Origin of the sequence: Luteimicrobium sp. NPDC057192, from assembly GCF_042670205.1 — a bacterium.
GTDB lineage: Bacteria > Actinomycetota > Actinomycetes > Actinomycetales > Cellulomonadaceae > Luteimicrobium.
Map to the genome: position 1 here is coordinate 1 of NZ_JBHUWD010000027.1, position 18,056 is coordinate 18,056.

The 18,056-nt window shown below is 71.7% G+C and carries 15 protein-coding genes; 14 read left to right on the top strand and 1 reads right to left on the bottom strand.

The window, feature by feature from the left end:
- Window positions 1-306 precede the first annotated feature (306 nt).
- The 14 genes from gatC to ACFT5B_RS13130 all read left to right on the top strand — a co-directional run bounded on the left by gatC (window position 307) and on the right by ACFT5B_RS13130 (window position 17,215).
- Window positions 307-603: an Asp-tRNA(Asn)/Glu-tRNA(Gln) amidotransferase subunit GatC gene (gene gatC / locus ACFT5B_RS13065; RefSeq protein ID WP_386798898.1), complete on the top strand. Its 297-nt coding sequence runs from the start codon at window positions 307-309 to the stop codon at window positions 601-603.
- Window position 604: 1 nt separating this feature from the next.
- On the top strand, window positions 605-2,122 hold the full coding sequence (gene gatA / locus ACFT5B_RS13070) for an Asp-tRNA(Asn)/Glu-tRNA(Gln) amidotransferase subunit GatA (RefSeq protein WP_386798900.1): 1,518 nt from the start codon (window positions 605-607) through the stop codon (window positions 2,120-2,122).
- Window positions 2,119-3,624: an Asp-tRNA(Asn)/Glu-tRNA(Gln) amidotransferase subunit GatB gene (gene gatB, locus ACFT5B_RS13075; protein ID WP_386798902.1), complete on the top strand. Its 1,506-nt coding sequence runs from the start codon at window positions 2,119-2,121 to the stop codon at window positions 3,622-3,624. The genes gatA and gatB overlap by 4 nt, the downstream gene beginning before the upstream one ends.
- Window positions 3,625-3,637: 13 nt before the next feature.
- Window positions 3,638-4,219: a GNAT family N-acetyltransferase gene (locus ACFT5B_RS13080; RefSeq protein WP_386798904.1), complete on the top strand. Its 582-nt coding sequence runs from the start codon at window positions 3,638-3,640 to the stop codon at window positions 4,217-4,219.
- Window positions 4,220-4,264: 45 nt separating this feature from the next.
- Window positions 4,265-5,809, top strand: a complete 1,545-nt coding sequence (locus ACFT5B_RS13085; RefSeq protein ID WP_386798906.1) for a peptide MFS transporter — start codon at window positions 4,265-4,267, stop codon at window positions 5,807-5,809.
- Window positions 5,810-5,848: 39 nt separating this feature from the next.
- On the top strand, window positions 5,849-7,543 hold the full coding sequence (gene ilvD / locus ACFT5B_RS13090; RefSeq protein WP_386798908.1) for a dihydroxy-acid dehydratase: 1,695 nt from the start codon (window positions 5,849-5,851) through the stop codon (window positions 7,541-7,543).
- Window positions 7,544-7,662: 119 nt separating this feature from the next.
- The gene (locus ACFT5B_RS13095; protein WP_386798910.1) at window positions 7,663-8,658 is read left to right on the top strand and encodes an ABC transporter ATP-binding protein; all 996 of its coding nucleotides are present in this window, start codon (window positions 7,663-7,665) and stop codon (window positions 8,656-8,658) included.
- The gene (locus ACFT5B_RS13100; protein ID WP_386798912.1) at window positions 8,655-9,641 is read left to right on the top strand and encodes a hypothetical protein; all 987 of its coding nucleotides are present in this window, start codon (window positions 8,655-8,657) and stop codon (window positions 9,639-9,641) included. The genes ACFT5B_RS13095 and ACFT5B_RS13100 overlap by 4 nt, the downstream gene beginning before the upstream one ends.
- A gap of 280 nt (window positions 9,642-9,921) precedes the next feature.
- Complete coding sequence (locus ACFT5B_RS13105; protein WP_386798914.1) at window positions 9,922-11,832, top strand: acetolactate synthase large subunit; 1,911 nt, start codon at window positions 9,922-9,924, stop codon at window positions 11,830-11,832.
- Between the two features lie 26 nt (window positions 11,833-11,858).
- Complete coding sequence (gene ilvN, locus ACFT5B_RS13110) at window positions 11,859-12,383, top strand: acetolactate synthase small subunit (RefSeq protein WP_386798916.1); 525 nt, start codon at window positions 11,859-11,861, stop codon at window positions 12,381-12,383.
- A 47-nt stretch (window positions 12,384-12,430) separates the two neighbouring features.
- Window positions 12,431-13,459, top strand: coding sequence for a ketol-acid reductoisomerase (gene ilvC / locus ACFT5B_RS13115; RefSeq protein ID WP_386798918.1), 1,029 nt, complete (start codon window positions 12,431-12,433; stop codon window positions 13,457-13,459).
- A 249-nt stretch (window positions 13,460-13,708) separates the two neighbouring features.
- The gene (locus ACFT5B_RS13120; RefSeq protein WP_386798920.1) at window positions 13,709-14,911 is read left to right on the top strand and encodes an isochorismatase family protein; all 1,203 of its coding nucleotides are present in this window, start codon (window positions 13,709-13,711) and stop codon (window positions 14,909-14,911) included.
- A gap of 58 nt (window positions 14,912-14,969) precedes the next feature.
- Window positions 14,970-16,037, top strand: coding sequence for a 3-isopropylmalate dehydrogenase (locus ACFT5B_RS13125; RefSeq protein WP_386798922.1), 1,068 nt, complete (start codon window positions 14,970-14,972; stop codon window positions 16,035-16,037).
- A 77-nt stretch (window positions 16,038-16,114) separates the two neighbouring features.
- A complete protein-coding gene (locus ACFT5B_RS13130; RefSeq protein ID WP_386798924.1) occupies window positions 16,115-17,215 on the top strand; it encodes a branched-chain amino acid aminotransferase in 1,101 nt (366 codons plus the stop codon).
- A gap of 77 nt (window positions 17,216-17,292) precedes the next feature.
- On the opposite strand, the gene ACFT5B_RS13135 is transcribed toward ACFT5B_RS13130, so the two are convergent.
- The gene (locus ACFT5B_RS13135) at window positions 17,293-17,895 is read right to left on the bottom strand and encodes a DUF6069 family protein (RefSeq protein WP_386798926.1); all 603 of its coding nucleotides are present in this window, start codon (window positions 17,893-17,895) and stop codon (window positions 17,293-17,295) included.
- Between the last annotated feature and the right edge of the window lie 161 nt (window positions 17,896-18,056).

Consider the following 18,056-nt stretch of genomic DNA (forward strand, 5'->3'; position numbering starts at 1 on the left):
CCTGGTGACGGGGTGGGAGAGTAGGACGCCGCCGAACACCCATTCAACCGAAGGCCACCCCCACACGGGGGTGGCCTTCGGCATACCCCCACACCTACACGGACGCCGACGGCGACGCCGCGTGCAACACCCGCGCGGCCGGGGGCGGTACGCGGGCAGGTGGTGCGGGTTGTCGTGCTCCGCCCCTCGGGCCTGTGGGCACTCCTCGACGCCCTTCACCACCTCCCTGCAACCCGCCGATCCGCAGGGCTCCGGGACCGGACGGCAGCGCGCTGGCCGGCTGGGTCGGGCCCGTAGAATGCTGGCATGTCCACCATCTCCCGTGACGAGGTCGCGCGCGTCGCGTCGCTCGCCCGCATCGACCTGTCGGAGGCGGAGATCGACCGCCTCTCGGGCGAGCTCGACGTGATCGTCGACGCCATCGCCCAGGTCAGCGAGGTCGCGACGCCGGACGTCCCGGCGACCAGCCATCCGCTCCCGCTCGTCAACGTGTTCCGTGACGACGTCCCGGTCGCTCCGCTTCCGGTCGACGATGTGCTCGCGAGCGCGCCGGCGTCGGAGGACGGCCGGTTCATGGTTCCGCAGATCCTCGGGGAGGAGTGAGATGACGGACGACCTCACGCGGCTGTCGGCCGCGGAACTCGCCGCGCGCCTCGCGGCCCGCGACGTGTCGAGCGTGGAGGCCACGCAGGCGCACCTCGACCGGATCGCCGCGGTGGACGGCGCGGTGCACGCGTACCTGCACGTCAGCTCGGACGAGGCGCTTGCCACCGCACGCGACGTCGACGCTCGCCGTGCCGCGGGCGAGGATCTCCACCCGCTCGCCGGTGTCCCGATCGCCGTCAAGGACGTGGTGGTGACGCAGGGGATCGCGACCACCGCGGGCTCGAAGATCCTCGAGGGCTGGGTCCCTCCGTACGACGCGACGCTGATCGAACGGATCAAGGCGGCCGGACTGCCGATCCTTGGCAAGACCAACATGGACGAGTTCGCGATGGGCTCGTCCACCGAACACTCGGCCTTCGGCCAGACCCACAACCCGTGGGACCTCGACCGGATCCCGGGCGGCTCGGGCGGCGGCTCCGCGGCCGCCGTCGCCGCGTTCGAGGCGCCGCTCGCGATCGGCACCGACACCGGTGGCTCGATCCGTCAGCCCGGCGCCGTGACCGGCACGGTCGGCGTGAAGCCGACCTACGGCGGTGTCTCGCGCTACGGGCTGATCGCGATGGCCTCGTCGCTCGACCAGGCGGGTCCTGTCACGCGCTCGGTCCTCGACGCCGCGCTGCTGCACGAGCTCATCGGCGGGCACGACCCTCGCGACTCGACGTCGATCGCCGAGCCGCTCGCCCCGCTGGTCGATGCCGCCCGGCAGGGTGCGCTCGGCGACCTGAAGGGCGTTCGTGTCGGCGTCGTCACCGAGCTCGGTGGGGAGGGCTACCAGGCGGGTGTGCGAGCCCGGTTCGAGGAGGGCCTCGACCTGCTCCGCGCAGCCGGGGCCGAGATCGTCGAGGTCTCGTGCCCGCACTTCGTCTACGCCCTCGGCGCGTACTACCTCATCATGCCGAGCGAGGCGTCGAGCAACCTCGCGAAGTTCGACGGCATGCGCTACGGCCTGCGGGTCGAGCCGTCGGAGGGCCCGGTCACGGCGGAGCGCGTCATGTCCGCGACGCGCGGCGCCGGCTTCGGTGACGAGGTCAAGCGTCGCGTGATCCTGGGGACGTACGCGCTCTCGGCCGGATACTACGACGCCTACTACGGCAGCGCCCAGAAGGTGCGCACGCTCATCCAGCGTGACTTCGACGCGGCCTTCGCCCAGGCGGACGTGCTGGTGTCGCCCACCGCGCCGACCACCGCGTTCAAGCTCGGCGAGAAGCTCGACGACCCGCTGGCGATGTACCTCAACGACGTCGCGACGATCCCCGCGAACCTCGCGGGCGTCCCGGGCATGTCGATCCCGTCGGGTCTGTCGGACGACGGGCTGCCCGTCGGTTTCCAGGTCCTGGCGCCCGCGAAGGCGGACGACCGGATGTACCGCGTGGGTGCGGCCCTCGAGGCCGCCCTGGAGAACGTCTGGGGCGGGCCGCTGCTGGCACAGGCCCCCGAGCTGGAGGTGGCGCGATGACCGCGACGTACGAGGCCCTCGTCGACTACGCCGACGCCGTCGAGCGGTACGACCCGGTGCTGGGCATCGAGGTGCACGTCGAGCTCGGCACCCGGACCAAGATGTTCTGTGCGGCCGAGGTGGAGTTCGGCGGCGAGCCGAACACCCAGACGACGCCGGTGTCGCTCGGCCTGCCGGGCGCACTGCCGGTCGTGAACGGCAAGGCGGTCGAGTTCGCGATCCGCATCGGCCTCGCGCTCAACTGCGAGATCGCCGAGACCTGCCGGTTCGCGCGCAAGAACTACTTCTACCCGGACGTCCCCAAGAACTTCCAGACGTCGCAGTACGACGAGCCGATCGCCCACGACGGGTGGCTCGACGTCGAGCTCGAGGACGGGACGGTGTTCCGCGTCGAGATCGAGCGCGCGCACATGGAGGAGGACGCCGGCAAGAACACGCACGTCGGCGGCGCCGCCGGCCGTATCCACGGCGCGGAGTACTCGCTCGTCGACTACAACCGTGCGGGGATCCCGCTGGTGGAGATCGTGACACGTCCGATCGAGGGCGCGGGCGACCGTGCCCCCGAGGTCGCGCGCGCCTACGTGCAGACGCTGCGCGACATCTTCCGCGCCCTCGAGGTCTCCGAGGCGCGGATGGAGCGTGGCAACGTCCGCGCGGACGTCAACGTGTCGCTCCGTCCGACGCCCGAGAGCCCGCTCGGCACCCGGACCGAGACGAAGAACGTCAACTCGTTCCGTTCGGTCGAGCGCGCGGTCCGGTACGAGATCTCGCGCCAGGCGGGCGTGCTCGACGCCGGCGGCTCCGTGATCCAGGAGACGCGGCACTGGCACGAGGACACGGGCGAGACCACGTCGGGCCGCGTGAAGTCCGACGCCGAGGACTACCGCTACTTCCCCGAGCCCGACCTCGTGCCGGTGGCACCGAGCCGCGACTGGGTCGAGGAGATCCGGGCGTCGCTCCCGGAGCTGCCCGCGGCGCGCCGTCGGCGGCTGCAGGGCGAGTGGGGCTACACGGACCTCGAGATGCGCGACGTGGTGAACGCGGGAGCCGTCGAGATCATCGAGGCCACCGTCGCCGCGGGCGCGAGCCCGGCCGGCGCGCGCAAGTGGTGGATGAGCGAGCTGGGCCGCCGCGCCAAGGAGCAGGAGCTCGAGCTCGAGCAGCTCCCGGTGACGCCCGCCCAGATCGCGGAGCTGCAGGGCCTCGTGGACTCTGGGCGCATCAACGACAAGCTCGCGCGCCAGGTCCTCGACGGCGTGCTCGCCGGCGAGGGTGGCCCGGAGGCCGTCGTGGTCGCGCGCGGGCTCGAGGTCGTCTCCGACGACGGCCCGCTGCTCGCTGCGATCGACGACGCGCTCGCCGCACAGCCGGATATCGCGGAGAAGATCCGCAGCGGCAACCTCGGGCCCGTGGGCGCGATCATCGGTGCGGTCATGAAGGCGACGCGCGGCCAGGCGGACGCGGGGCGTGTCCGCGAGCTCGTGCTCGAACGGGTCAGCTGACAGGGGGGGGCGTATGACTCGGGGTCCGGTGCTCCACGGCGAAGTCGTCAGACTGCGTCCGATCGAGGCACACGACGCGGAGCGGCTGTGGGAAGCGGTCCAGGACCCGGAGTCGACGCGCCTCACGGGCACGACGGCGACGTTCGCCCGCGAGGACATCGACGCGTGGGCGGCCGAGGTCGCGGATCGGCCCGGCCGGTACGACTGGGCGATCGTGTCGGCCGCGGTCCGTGACGGTCGCCCGGTGTCGGACGACCTGATCGGCGAGATCGTGCTGAACGAGGTCGACGCGTCCGCCCGGTCGGCGAACCTGCGGCTCCAGCTCCTGCCGAACTATCGGGGCCGCGGGTACGGGCGGGACGCCATCTTCGAGGTGCTCCGTTACGCGTTCGACGGGTCCGCGGACGACGACGGCCCGCACCTGCACCGGGTCGGGCTGGACGTCCTGAGCATCAACCCGCGGGCGCGCGCGTTGTACGAGTCGTTGGGCTTCCGTGAGGAAGGCCGGCTGCGTGACGTCTACCGCGACGGCGACCGCTGGGCGGACGCGATCGTCATGAGCATCCTCGAGGACGAGTTCCGCGCGTTCGTCTGACCCCTGCGGGTGCGTCCCTGTAAGGCCGGTGGGAGAGTCGGCCTCATGGTCCAGGGGGAGGACGACGGCGCCGGCGACGGTGCGGCCGCCGCGGAAGCGGCTCGCCCCCGCGTGCCCCGAGACCACGCCTTCTTCGGTCACCCGCTGGGTCTCATGACCCTGTTCACGACCGAGCTGTGGGAGCGCTTCAGCTACTACGGCATGCGGGCGATCCTGCTCTATTACCTCACCGACACCGTCGCCGACGGTGGTCTGGGGATCGAGCGCACGACCGGCCTCGCTCTGGTCTCGATCTACGGCACGAGCGTCTACCTGCTGTCCGTCGTCGGCGGCTGGCTCGCCGACCGCATGATCGGCTCACGCCGCGCGACCCTCTACGGCGGCATCGTGATCGCTGCCGGGCACGTGTCGCTCGCCGTCCCGGGGGCGGGTTTCTCCGCTGTCGGCGTCTGCCTGGTCGCGCTCGGCACCGGTCTGCTCAAGCCGAACGTCTCCTCGATGGTGGGCGACCTGTACGACCGGGACGACGACCGCCGCGACTCGGCGTTCTCGATCTTCTACATGGGCATCAACATCGGCTCGCTCGCCGCACCGTTCCTCGTCGGGCTGGCGCGGGACTGGGGCGGGTACCACGCCGGCTTCGCGGTCGCGGCCGTCGGCATGGGCGCCGCGCTGGTGTTCTTCGTGGCGGGCCGCAAGTACTTGGGCGGCGCCGGCGACGACGTCCCGAACCCGATCCGGCCCGAGGAACGCCCCACGCTGGTACGGCACGGCCTGCTGATCGCTGTGGGCGTCGTCGTGATCGTCGGGTTCGCGGCCCTGACGACGCACGGCGGAGCGCTCGACATCTTCATCAACACGATGTCCTACCTCGCGTTCGTGGCGCCGGTCGCCTACATCACGGTGATGTACCGGTCGCCTCGTGTCACGCGCGTCGAGCAGCGTCGCGTCGTCGCGTACATCCCGCTGTTCGTCGCGGCGATGCTGTTCTGGATGATCTTCGAGCAGGCGGCGACGACGCTGTCCGACTTCGCCCAGGACAGGACGGACCTGCAGTTCTTCGGCGTGACGATCAGCCCGGAGTTCTTCCAGTCGGTCAACCCGGCCGCGATCATCGTGCTCGCACCCGTGTTCGCGTGGATCTGGGTGCGGACGGGCGACCGGCCCCCGACCGCCTACAAGTTCGGGATCGGGCTGACGTTCGCCGCGCTCTCTTTCGTCTTCCTGGCCGCGGCGTCCGCGGTCGTGGGTGACGGCAAGGCCGGGTCGTGGGTGCTCGTCACCGTGTACGTGATCCAGACGATCGGCGAGCTGTGCCTGTCGCCGGTCGGCCTGGCCGCCACGACGCTGCTCGCACCTGCCGCCTTCCGGAGCCAGGCGATGGCGCTGTGGTTCCTCGCGCCGTCGGCGGGCCAGGCGATCACCGCGCAGCTCGTCAAGGCGACGCCGGACGTCTCGGACACCGCGTACTTCGGCGCGATCGGCGTTGTGACGCTCGCCCTCGCTGGGATCCTGTTCGCGCTCGCGCCCTGGGTCACCCGGCACATCCGCAGCGCGGACACGCTCGCCGCCGTCGAGCACGCCGTGTAGCGGGGGACAGCCCGCCGACTCGTCCCTAGGCTGGCGAGCATGGCGGACATCGACATCAAGCCACGCTCGCGGCAGGTCACGGACGGGATCGAGGCGACGGCCTCGCGCGGGATGCTCCGCGCCGTCGGCATGGGCGACGACGACTTCGCGAAGCCGCAGATCGGCGTCGCGTCGTCGTGGAACGAGATCACACCGTGCAACCTGTCGCTCGACCGGCTCGCGCAGGGCGCCAAGGAGGGCGTGCACGCCGCGGGCGGCTACCCGCTCGAGTTCGGCACCATCTCCGTCTCCGACGGCATCTCGATGGGCCACGAGGGGATGCACTTCTCGCTCGTGAGCCGCGACATCATCGCGGACTCGGTGGAGACGGTGATGTCCGCCGAGCGCCTCGACGGGTCCGTGCTGCTCGCGGGCTGCGACAAGTCGTTGCCCGGCATGCTCATGGCGGCCGCGCGCCTCGACCTGGCGAGCGTGTTCCTCTACGCCGGCACGATCGCCCCGGGGTGGGTCAAGCTCGAGGACGGCAGCGAGCGGCAGGTCACGCTCATCGACGCGTTCGAGGCCGTCGGCGCGTGCGCGCGCGGGCTCCTGAGCGAGCGCGACCTCGACGCGATCGAGCGCGCCATCTGCCCCGGCGAAGGCGCGTGCGGCGGCATGTACACCGCGAACACGATGGCGTCGGTGGCCGAGGCCATGGGGATGTCGCTGCCGGGCTCGGCCGCCCCGCCGTCGGCGGACCGCCGGCGCGACCAGTTCGCGCACCGCTCGGGCGAAGCGGTGGTCGAGCTGCTGCGGCAGGGCATCACGGCCCGGGACATCATGACGAAGGACGCCTTCGAGAACGCGATCGCGGTGGTGATGGCGTTCGGCGGCTCGACCAACGCCGTCCTGCACCTGCTCGCGATCGCCCACGAGGCGGACGTCGACCTCACGCTCGCGGACTTCGACCGCATCGGCTCGCGCGTGCCCCACCTGTCGGACGTCAAGCCGTTCGGCCGGTACGTCATGAACGACGTCGACCGGATCGGCGGTGTTCCCGTCGTCATGAAGGCGCTGCTCGACGCCGGGCTGATCCACGGCGACGCCCTCACCGTGACCGGCCGGACCGTGGCCGAGAACCTCGAGGCCATCAACCCTCCCGACCCCGACGGCAAGGTCCTGCGGGCGCTCGACCACCCCATCCACCACACGGGCGGCATCACGATCCTCGGCGGCACGCTCGCCCCGGACGGCGCCGTCGTGAAGTCCGCCGGGTTCGACTCGGACGTGTTCGAGGGGACCGCGCGGGTCTTCGAGCGTGAGCGCGCGGCGCTCGACGCGCTGGAGGACGGCACGATCCAGGCCGGCGACGTCGTCGTGATCCGGTACGAAGGCCCCAAGGGTGGGCCGGGGATGCGCGAGATGCTCGCCATCACGGGTGCGATCAAGGGGGCCGGCCTCGGCAAGGACGTCCTCCTCGTCACCGACGGGCGGTTCTCCGGCGGGACCACCGGGCTGTGCGTCGGCCACATCGCGCCCGAGGCCGTCGACGGCGGACCGGTCGCGTTCGTCCGCGACGGCGACCGGATCCGGCTCGACGTCGCGAGCAAGACGCTCGACCTGCTCGTGGACGACGCCGAGCTCGCCGCCAGGCGCGAGGGCTGGGCGCCCGTGCCCCACGGGTACACGCGGGGCGTGCTCGCCAAGTACACGAAGCTCGTCCAGTCCGCGTCGCGGGGCGCGATCCTCGAGTAGGGGGCAGGGTCCGGGGGTCGCCGAGCGGTCGACTCGGGCGGAACCGGACGACCCGGTGGTGTTCGGGACGAAGTGCGCTACAGTGCGCGCACTGTCACAGCCGACACCCAGGGGGTCCGATGCCGTTCCCGGCAGGAACCGAGCTCGCCGTGCGCACCCACGGCCTGCGCAAGACGTACCGCACCCGCCGTGGACGCCGGCGCGTGGCCGTCGAAGGCCTGGACCTGGAGGTCCCCCGTGGCGGGGTCCACGGCTTCCTCGGGCCGAACGGGTCGGGCAAGACGACGTCCATCCGGATGCTCCTCGGGCTCTCGCGCGCCGACGCCGGGACCATGGAGATCTTCGGGACCCCCGTGCCCCGGCATCTCCCGGACGTCGTCGCACGCGTGGGGGCCATCGTCGAGCAGCCCAAGTTCTTCCCCGCGTTCACCGGCCGCAAGAACCTCGCGCTGCTCGCGCGCGGCATCGGGACTCCGGGCGACGCCGTCGACCGGGTGCTCCACGAGGTCGGCCTGGGGGAGCGGGGGGACGAGCGGTTCCGCTCCTACTCGCTCGGCATGAAGCAGCGGCTCGCGATCGCCGCGACGCTTCTCAAGGACCCGGAGCTGCTGATCTTCGACGAGCCGACCAACGGCCTCGACCCGGCCGGGATCCGCGAGATCCGGGACACCATGCGCACGCTGGGCGCCCAGGGCAAGACGGTCGTCGTGTCCAGCCACATCCTCGCGGAGGTCCAGCAGGTCGCCGACACCGTCTCGATCATCGGCCACGGCCGGCTGCTCGCGAGCGGACGCGTCGCCGACCTCGTCGGCGGCGGCGCGGCGCCCGTGCGGGTCGGCGTCGACGAGCCCGAGCGCGCGGCCGGGGTGCTGCGCGCGGGTGGCTGGGAGGTGCGCGTCGACGGCGAGCGCCTCGTGGTCGACGGCGTCGAGGACGCCGCACGCATCACGCGGGCGCTCGCGGACGAGAGGCTCTACGTCCGCGAGCTCGTCACGCTCGCCCCCGATCTGGAGCAGGTGTTCCTCGATCTGACCGCGGGCGTCGACTCCGCGGGCGGCGAGGTCCACGAGGCGAAACAACGGGAGTCCGTCGACGCCGGGGAGGTGGCGGCATGAGGCTCGCACGCGTGGAGCTGGACCGGTACCGGTCGCGGCGCCTGGTGCGGTGGGCGACCGTGCTCGCGGTCGGCGTCGGGCTGCTGCTGGGTGCGTCGTCGTGGTGGCAGGCTCGTCCGCCGAGCGCAGCCCAGGTCGCGCAGGCCCGGGAGATCGTCACCCAGCAGCAGGAGGACTGGGCGGCCAACGGCGCCCAGTACGTCAAGGACTGTCAGGACGACCAGGCGGCCAACCCGTCGAACTACCCGGCCGACTTCGACTGCGCGACGGACATGCAGCCCGACCTGAAGCTCTCCGACTTCCTGCCGTCGCGCGGGACGTTCGCCGAGGAGGGCGTCCGCACGCTGAAGACGGACGCCTACCTGCTGCTGGGCCTCGTGCTGCTGCTGGGCGCGAGCTTCGTCTGCGCGGAGTCCGTCTCGGGTGCGCTGTCCACGTGGCTCACGTTCGAGCCGCGGCGGACCCGCGTCTACGGGACGAAGACAGCCGCCGCAGCACTCGGCGGCGCGGTCGTCGCAGCCGTCGGCTTCGCGGTCGCGCTGGGAGGCCAGTGGCTCGCGTTCGCGCTCCGAGACCTGGCCCCGGCGACCGGGCACCTGTGGACGCAGGTCGCGGCCGAGGGCGGGAGGGTCGTCGTGCTCGCGGTGGCGGTCGCCGCCATCGGCGCGGGGCTCGGGTTCCTGCTCCGGCACACGACGGCGGTGCTCGGCGTCGTCGCCGCGTTCTTCGCCCTCGTGGACGCAGCAGTCGTCCGGACGGCGCTCGAGCAGCCCCGCTGGACGCTCACCGTCTCGTCCGACGCGTGGATCACCGCGCACGGCACGTACACCGTCGAGAAGTGCACTCCGGTGAGCGGCGGCATGTCGTGCGAGTACATCGAGCACGTGGTGTTGATGACGCACGGCGGGCTCGTCCTGGCCGGTGTCACCGTCGTCGTGGTGGTGCTCGGCTGGCTCGTGTTCCGTCGGCGCGACGTCGCCTGAGCCCCGAGATCCCGGCGCGCCGGGTGCGGACGTCCAGCACGTGAGACGTCCGCACCCGGCGTGTGACATCCGAGGGGGATCGGCGTACGGTGAACTCCGTGCAGACGATCCTCCTCGTAGTACTTCCTGAGCGCGCCGGCTGAGGCCACCGCACAGGTCTCGTCAGCGCGCACCCCTCGAAGCACCCGTGGACCGGGTCGAGGGGTTTTTTCATGTCGACAGTCCGCACCCCGCGCCCGCCGCCCGCCGGCGGACGTACCAGCCGATCACAGGAGACACGATGGTCCAGGGCCCGATCCCGGCACCGCCGCGCTCGACGACTCCGTCGTCGGTGCGCCCCTCCGCTCGCCCCGCCACGGCGAAGCCCGCCCGTCCCGCGACCCGCAAGGTAGCCGGTGAGGGCCTTGGCGCCGTCGCCGACGGGTCGCGTGTCGGGCCGGTCGAGGTTACGGGCGCCGAGTCGATCGTGCGGTCCCTCGAGGCGGTCGGCGTCGACACCGTGTTCGGCATCCCCGGCGGTGCGATCCTGCCGCTGTACGACCCGCTCATGGACTCCCAGAAGCTCCGCCACATCCTCGTGCGGCACGAGCAGGGCGGCGGCCACGCGGCCTCCGGCTACGCCCACGCGTCCGGCAAGGTCGGCGTGTGCATGGCGACCTCGGGGCCGGGAGCGACCAACCTCGTGACGCCCATCGCCGACGCGAACATCGACTCGATCCCGTTGGTGGCGATCACCGGGCAGGTCGGCGCGTCGTTCATCGGCACGGACGCCTTCCAGGAGGCCGACATCGTGGGCATCACGATGCCGGTCACCAAGCACAACTACCTGGTCACGGACCCGGCCGAGATCCCGCGCGTCATCGCGGAGGCCTTCCACATCGCCCGCACGGGCCGCCCGGGGCCGGTGCTCGTCGACATCGCGAAGTCCGCGATGCAGGCGACCACCACGTTCTCGTGGCCGCAGGAGCTCGACCTGCCCGGGTACCACCCGGTGACCAAGCCGCACTCCAAGCAGATCCGTGAGGCGGCCAAGCTCCTCGCGACCGCGCGCAAGCCCGTGCTGTACGTGGGCGGCGGCGTCGTGCGGGCGGACGCGTCGGCCGAGCTGCGCCAGCTCGTCGACCTGTCCGGTGCACCTGCCGTCACCACGCTCATGGCGCGCGGTGCGCTGCCCGACTCGCACCCGCAGAACCTCGGGATGCCCGGCATGCACGGGACCGTGGCCGCGGTCGCAGCGCTCCAGCAGGCCGACCTGGTCGTCGCCCTCGGTGCCCGCTTCGACGACCGCGTGACCGGGAGCCTCGACTCGTTCGCGCCCCACGCGGTGATCGTCCACGCGGACATCGACCCCGCGGAGATCGGCAAGAACCGCGTCGTCGACGTGCCGATCGTCGGTGACCTGCGCGAGGTCCTCGCCGACCTGCTGCCCGAGCTCGCCCGCGAGCAGGAGACGCACGGCAAGCCCGACGTCGAGGGCTGGTGGCAGCTCATCGACGGGTGGCGCGAGTCGTTCCCGCTCGGCTACGCCGAGCCCGAGGACGGTCTCCTCGCTCCGCAGTACGTCATCGAGCGGCTCGGCGCGCTGTCCGGCCCCGAGTCCGTGTACGTCGGCGGCGTCGGTCAGCACCAGATGTGGGCCGCGCAGTTCATCCGCTACGAGCACCCCCGCACGTGGATCAACTCCGGCGGCCTCGGCACCATGGGCTACTCGGTGCCCGCCGCCATGGGCGCCAAGGTGGCCCGTCCCGACGCGACCGTCTGGTCCATCGATGGCGACGGCTGCTTCCAGATGACGAACCAGGAGCTCGCGACCTGCGTCATCAACGAGATCCCGATCAAGGTCGCGGTCGTCAACAACTCGTCGCTCGGCATGGTCAGGCAGTGGCAGACGCTGTTCTACAACCAGCGCTACTCCAACACGGACCTGCACACCGGCCACGGCACGCGCCGCGTCCCCGACTTCGTGAAGATGGCCGACGCCTACGGGTGCGTCGGGCTGCGCTGCGAGACCAAGGCCGACGTCGACGCGACGATCAAGCGCGCGCTCGAGATCGACGACCAGCCCGTCGTCGTGGACTTCACCGTGTCGCGGGACTCCATGGTCTGGCCCATGGTCCCCGCCGGCGTCTCCAACGACGACATCCAGTACGCGCGCGGCCTCACCCCCACGTGGGACCGCGACGAGGACTGACGAGCACAGGACCAGGAGAGAGACCCATGACCAGGCACACCCTGTCGGTGCTCGTCGAGAACAAGCCCGGCGTGCTCACGCGCGTCGCCGGCCTCTTCGCCCGCCGCGCGTTCAACATCCACTCGCTCGCCGTCGGCCCGACCGAGCACGACGACATCTCCCGCGTGACCGTCGTCGTCGACGTCGAGGACCACCCGCTCGAGCAGGTCACGAAGCAGCTCAACAAGCTCGTCAACGTGATCAAGATCGTCGAGCTCGAGTCGACCGCATCCGTGCTGCGCGAGCTGCTGCTCGTCAAGGTCCGCGCCGACGCCGGCACCCGCACCGCCGTGCTCGAGGTCGTCGAGCTGTTCCGCGCCAAGATCGTCGACGTGCACCCCGAGGCCGTCGTCGTCGAGGCGACCGGCACCTCCGAGAAGCTCGAGGCCCTCCTCACCGCCCTCGAGCCCTACGGCATCCGTGAGATCGTGCAGTCCGGTGCCGTCGCCATTGGACGCGGCCCGCGCTCCATCACCGACCGCGCGCTCGAGCGCGTTGCCCGCACCGCCTGACCTTTCCGTCCCAGACCCAACGAAGAATCCCACCAAGGAGAACCACCGTGGCTGAGCTGTTCTACGACGACGACGCCGACCTGTCCATCATCCAGAGCAAGAAGGTCGCCGTCATCGGTTACGGCAGCCAGGGGCACGCCCACGCGCTCAACCTCCGTGACTCCGGCGTCGACGTCACCATCGGCCTGCGCGAGGGCTCGTCCTCGCGCGAGAAGGCCGAGAACGAGGGCCTCAAGGTCCTCACCGTCGCCGAGGCCGTCAAGCAGGCCGACGTCGTCATGATCCTCGCGCCCGACCAGGCGCAGCGCGGCCTCTACGCCGACGAGATCGAGCCCAACCTCAAGTCCGACGCCGCGCTGTTCTTCGCGCACGGCTTCAACATCCGGTTCGGCTACATCAAGCCCGGCGCCGGCCACGACGTCGCCATGGTCGCCCCCAAGGGCCCCGGCCACCTCGTGCGCCGCGAGTACGTCGACGGCCGCGGCGTCCCCGTGATCGTCGCCGTCGAGCAGGACGCGTCGGGTCAGGCGTGGGCGCTCGCGCTGTCCTACGCCAAGGCCATCGGCGGCCTCCGCGCCGCCGGCATCAAGACGACCTTCACCGAGGAGACCGAGTCGGACCTCTTCGGCGAGCAGGCCGTCCTCTGCGGTGGCGCGTCGCAGCTCGTCCAGTACGGGTTCGAGACCCTCACCGAGGCCGGCTACCAGCCTGAGGTCGCCTACTTCGAAGTCCTCCACGAGCTCAAGCTCATCGTCGACCTCATGATCGAGGGCGGCATCGCCAAGCAGCGGTGGTCCGTCTCCGACACTGCCGAGTACGGCGACTACGTCTCCGGCCCGCGCGTCATCGACCCGCACGTCAAGGAGAACATGAAGGCCGTCCTCGCCGACATCCAGTCCGGCGCGTTCGCCGAGCGCTTCATCGCCGACCAGGACGCCGGCGCCCCCGAGTTCAAGGAGCTCCGCGCCAAGGGGGAGGCGCACCCGATCGAGGCGACCGGCCGCGAGCTGCGCAAGATGTTCGCATGGGTCAAGCCGTCCGACTCGGACTACGTCGAGGGCTCGGCCGCGCGCTGATCCTCTGCTCGCGTCGCCCTGCTGGGTGACGTCCGGACGGCCGAGCCGGACCCTTGTGCGCGATCTTCTGTCCGCGCCCCTCGTTCCTCGGGGCGCTCCCGTCAGACCCACCACGATCGCGCACAAGGGTCCGGCTCTGCCGTCCTCTGCTGTTTCCTCGCCTTCCGGGCGTCGTGTGTCGACGACGGCGTCGCTGCCGTTCGCTCGTCGCCGTCCGGGTCGGCTCGTCGGGTTTCGCGGAGGTGGCTGGTGGACTCGTGGACCGAACCGCACTGGGGGTCGTCGGCGCTGGTCGTCGTGGACGTGCAGGTGGACTTCGTCGAGGGCGGCGCCATGCCCGTCAGCGGGACGCGGGACGTGGTGCCCGCGCTCGTGCGGCTCGTCGAGGCGTACCGGGCGGCCGGGCTGCCCGTCGTGCACGTCGTGCGGCTGTATGACGGCGACGACGTCGACCTCGTGAGGCGTGCGGTGATCGCCGAAGGGGCGGCCGTCGTGCGGCCGGGGACGCCGGGGGCCGAGCTGCTCGAGGAGCTCCTGCCGGTCGGGGCCGGTGCGCTCGACGCCACCCTCTTGCTGCGCGGTGAGCCGCAGCACCTCGGGCCGCGCGAGGTCGCGCTCTGGAAGCCGCGGTGGTCGGCGTTCCACCGGACCTCCCTCGAGGAACTGCTGCGGGGCTGGGACGTCGACACCGTCGTCGTGGCCGGCTGCAACTTCCCCAACTGCCCCCGCGCCACCGTGATCGACGCGTCGCAGCGCGACCTCCGCGTCGCCGTCGTGCCCGACGCCACCTCGCAGGTCACCGACGAGAGGATCCGGCAGGTCGCGTCGCTCGGCGTCGCGATCGCGACGACCGAGGACGTCGTCGGCGCGGTCTCTGGTGTCGCCGCGCCCAGTCCCGAGCCCGTCGACCCGGCTCGTGCCGCACACGACCAGGCGCAGGCCGAGGCCGTGCTGGCCTACTGGGAGCGGGTACGGCACCTCGCCGGGATCGGCCAGCTCGACGTGGTCACCGGCAGGACCGTCGCGTCCGCGGTCCCGCCACCTGCGTGGTCCTTCGGGGACAGCCCGCGGCTCGCGGACGAGCTGCTCGCTCTGGTGCTCGCAGGGCGCAAGACCGCGACCTCGTCGTCGCTGGTCGAGTACGAGGACGGCGGTGAGCCGCTCCCTCGCGTCGGCGAGCTGTCCATCCTGCTCGACGGCGCCGGACGGCCACGCGCGATGATCCGCACCACGCGCGTCGACACCGTGCCCTTCGACCAGGTCTCGGTGGAGTTCGCAGCCGCGGAGGGCGAGGACGACCGGTCGCTCGCGTCGTGGCGCCGCGAGCACGAGCGGTACTTCCGGCGCGTCCTCGGCGAGGATCGCTTCGACCCCGCGATCCCCGTCGTCTGCGAGCGGTTCGAGCTCCTCCACCCGACCTGGTCCCTCGAACGCACCCTCACCACGCCATGACGGCCAGACTCTGAGACGGCCGTCCGGCAGGCGACCGCGAGGACGTACCCTGGCCGGCATGACGCGCACCAACTCGATCCGCCTGGCCGTCGTGGCCGGTGACGGGATCGGCACCGAGGTCGTCGAGCAGGGCCTGCGGGTCCTCGACGCGGCCCTCGCCGGCACCGACGTGACCGTGCAGACCACGGAGTTCGACCTCGGCGCCCGGCGCTGGCACGCGACCGGCGAGACGCTGAGCGACGCCGACCTCGCGAGCATCCGCGAGCACGACGCGATCCTCCTCGGAGCGATCGGTGACCCGACGGTGCCGTCGGGCGTCCTCGAGCGGGGACTCCTCCTCAAGCTGCGCTTCAGCCTCGACCACTACGTCAACCTGCGGCCGTCGAAGCTCTACCAGGGCGTGCGTTCGCCGCTCGCCGAGCCGGGCGAGATCGACTTCGTCGTCGTCCGTGAGGGCACCGAAGGGCCGTACACCGGCAACGGCGGTGCGCTGCGCGTGGGGACGCCGCAGGAGGTCGCGACCGAGGTCTCCGTCAACACGGCGTTCGGCATCGAGCGCGTGGTGCGCAACGCCTTCGAGCGTGCCCAGGCGCGCCCCCGCAAGCACCTGACGCTCGTGCACAAGCACAACGTCCTCGTGCACGCCGGCCACCTGTGGCGCCGGACCGTCGAGGCCGTGAACGCCGAGTACCCCGACGTCACCACGGACTACCTGCACGTCGACGCCGCCACGATCTTCCTCACCACGAAGCCGTCGCGCTTCGACGTGATCGTCACGGACAACCTCTTCGGCGACATCATCACCGACCAGGCCGCCGCCATTATCGGCGGGATCGGGCTCGCGGCGTCCGCGAACATCAACCCGGACCGCGACGCCGACGGGAACTTCGTCGCGCCGTCGATGTTCGAGCCGGTGCACGGCTCGGCCCCCGACATCGCAGGCCAGGGCAAGGCCGACCCGACCGCCACGGTCGCCTCGGTCGCGCTGCTCCTCGACCACCTCGGCTTCGCCGAGCAGTCGCGCGCCGTCGAGGCGGCCGTCGCGGCCGACCTGGCCGAGCGCGGCGACCGAGTACGGTCGACGGCCGAGGTGGGCGGCGACCTCGCCGCACGCGTCGCCGGCTGACCTGCCGCCTCGCGGGGCCCTGCCCCTCGGCCGTCTTCACCGGTAGATTCTTCTCAGCCAGTGAAAGGCCTGGAACCATGAGCATCACGACTGCCGTCAACGCGTTCGACATCCGCCTGACCGACACGCCCACGCCCGACGCCGACCGTGAGGCCGCGCTCGCCGCGCCCAAGTTCGGCACCGTCTTCAGCGACCACATGGCGCGCGTGAGCTGGTCTGCCGCAGACGGCTGGCACGACCGGCGCGTCGAGAAGTACGGACCGCTGCAGCTCGACCCGGCGACCGCCGTCCTGCACTACGCCCAGGAGATCTTCGAGGGTCTCAAGGCGTACAAGCACGCCGACGGCTCGGTCTGGACGTTCCGGCCCGAGGCCAACGCCGAGCGGTTCCGGCGGTCCGCGCACCGGCTCGCCCTGCCGCAGCTGTCCGCCGAGGACTTCGTCGGGTCGATCGAGGCGCTCGTCCGGACGGATGCCGCCTGGATCCCCACGGGCGAGGAGACCAGCCTCTACCTGCGGCCGTTCATGTACGCGTCCGAGGCTTTCCTCGGCGTGCGGCCGTCGCTCGAGGTCGAGTACCTCGTCATCGCGAGCCCCGTCGGCCCCTACTTCGCGGGCGGCGTGAAGCCGGTCTCGATCTGGGTGGCCGAGGACTACCACCGCGCGGGCGCCGGCGGGACCGGCGCCGCCAAGTGCGGCGGCAACTACGCCGCGAGCCTCCTCCCGCAGCAGGAGGCGTACGAGAAGGGCTGCGAGCAGGTCTGCTTCCTCGACGCGACGACCAACACGGCCGTCGAGGAGCTCGGCGGCATGAACGTGTTCGTCGTGCGCGCCGACGGGACCGTCGAGACGCCCGAGCTGACCGGGTCGATCCTCGAGGGCGTGACGCGCTCGTCGATCCTGCGGCTGCTGGCGGACAAGGGGCACGACGTCGTCGAGAAGCGCATCCCGCTCGACGAGCTGCTCGCCGGGCTCGCCGACGGCTCCGTCTCCGAGGTGTTCGCGTGCGGTACCGCCGCCGTCATCACCCCGATCGGCCGGCTCGCGGGCGAGGGGTTCGACGTGACGATCAGTGACGGGGTCGCAGGCGAGGTCACGAGCGCGATCCGCGACGAGCTCACCGACATCCAGTACGGCCGCGCCGACGACCGTTACGGGTGGCTGCACCGGCTCGTCTGAGCCAGCAGCGCGCGTCACGACCGGAACGGCCGCCCCGCCGCCCGAGAGGCGGTGAAGGCGGCCGCCGGCGCGTTGCGTCAGGCGCCGCGCGGCGGGTAGCTCGGCGGGTTCTGCCCCGCGGGTCCGGTCGACGGAGGTGCCGGGGTCGGGCGCGGAGCGGGGCGGATCGTGCGGGTCGCGACGCCCGCGAGCAGCGACCAGGTGGCGAGGCCGATGACGAGGTTTACGATGGCCGACAGCACCGCGCGGTCGAGGTGGCTGGTCCAGGCGAAGGGCAGCACCGTGATCAGGGCGGTGGCGAGGACCATCAGCCAACCGAAGAACCGCTTCGGCCGCGGCGTCGAGACGACGAGGAGCGCGAGCACGGCGGCGGCGAGGACGGCGAAGATCGCTCCGTCGATCGCGAAGGCTGCAGCGTGCGAGCCGGTGCTGAACAGGTCGGGCGGCGGCACCATGTCCTGGTCGAAGATGCCTTCGATCACGACGACGCCGACGAGGCCGATCAGGGCGGCGACCAGGGCCGTCGCGAGCGCGCCCGCGACGTAGCGGCCACCCTCGAGTGTCAGCTTGGGGTCGTACGGATCACGGGGCGCCGCGGGCGTGAAGTCGGAGCTGGGGTCGCCGGCCGGCTGACCGGAGGGTCCCTGCTGGCCGGGTGCGGGCTGGTACGGCTGGGACACGTCGGGCTCCTTCGGTCAGCGGTTCCGGACGCCCCCATCGTGCCGCGCACCGGGCTTCTGGGCACGTCAGCGGCGTGGACCACCCGCCGTCCGCCTGATGGACGCGGGTGACAGGACGCACCCGGGTGTGGCAACATCACGACCGTGACTCACCTGGTTGC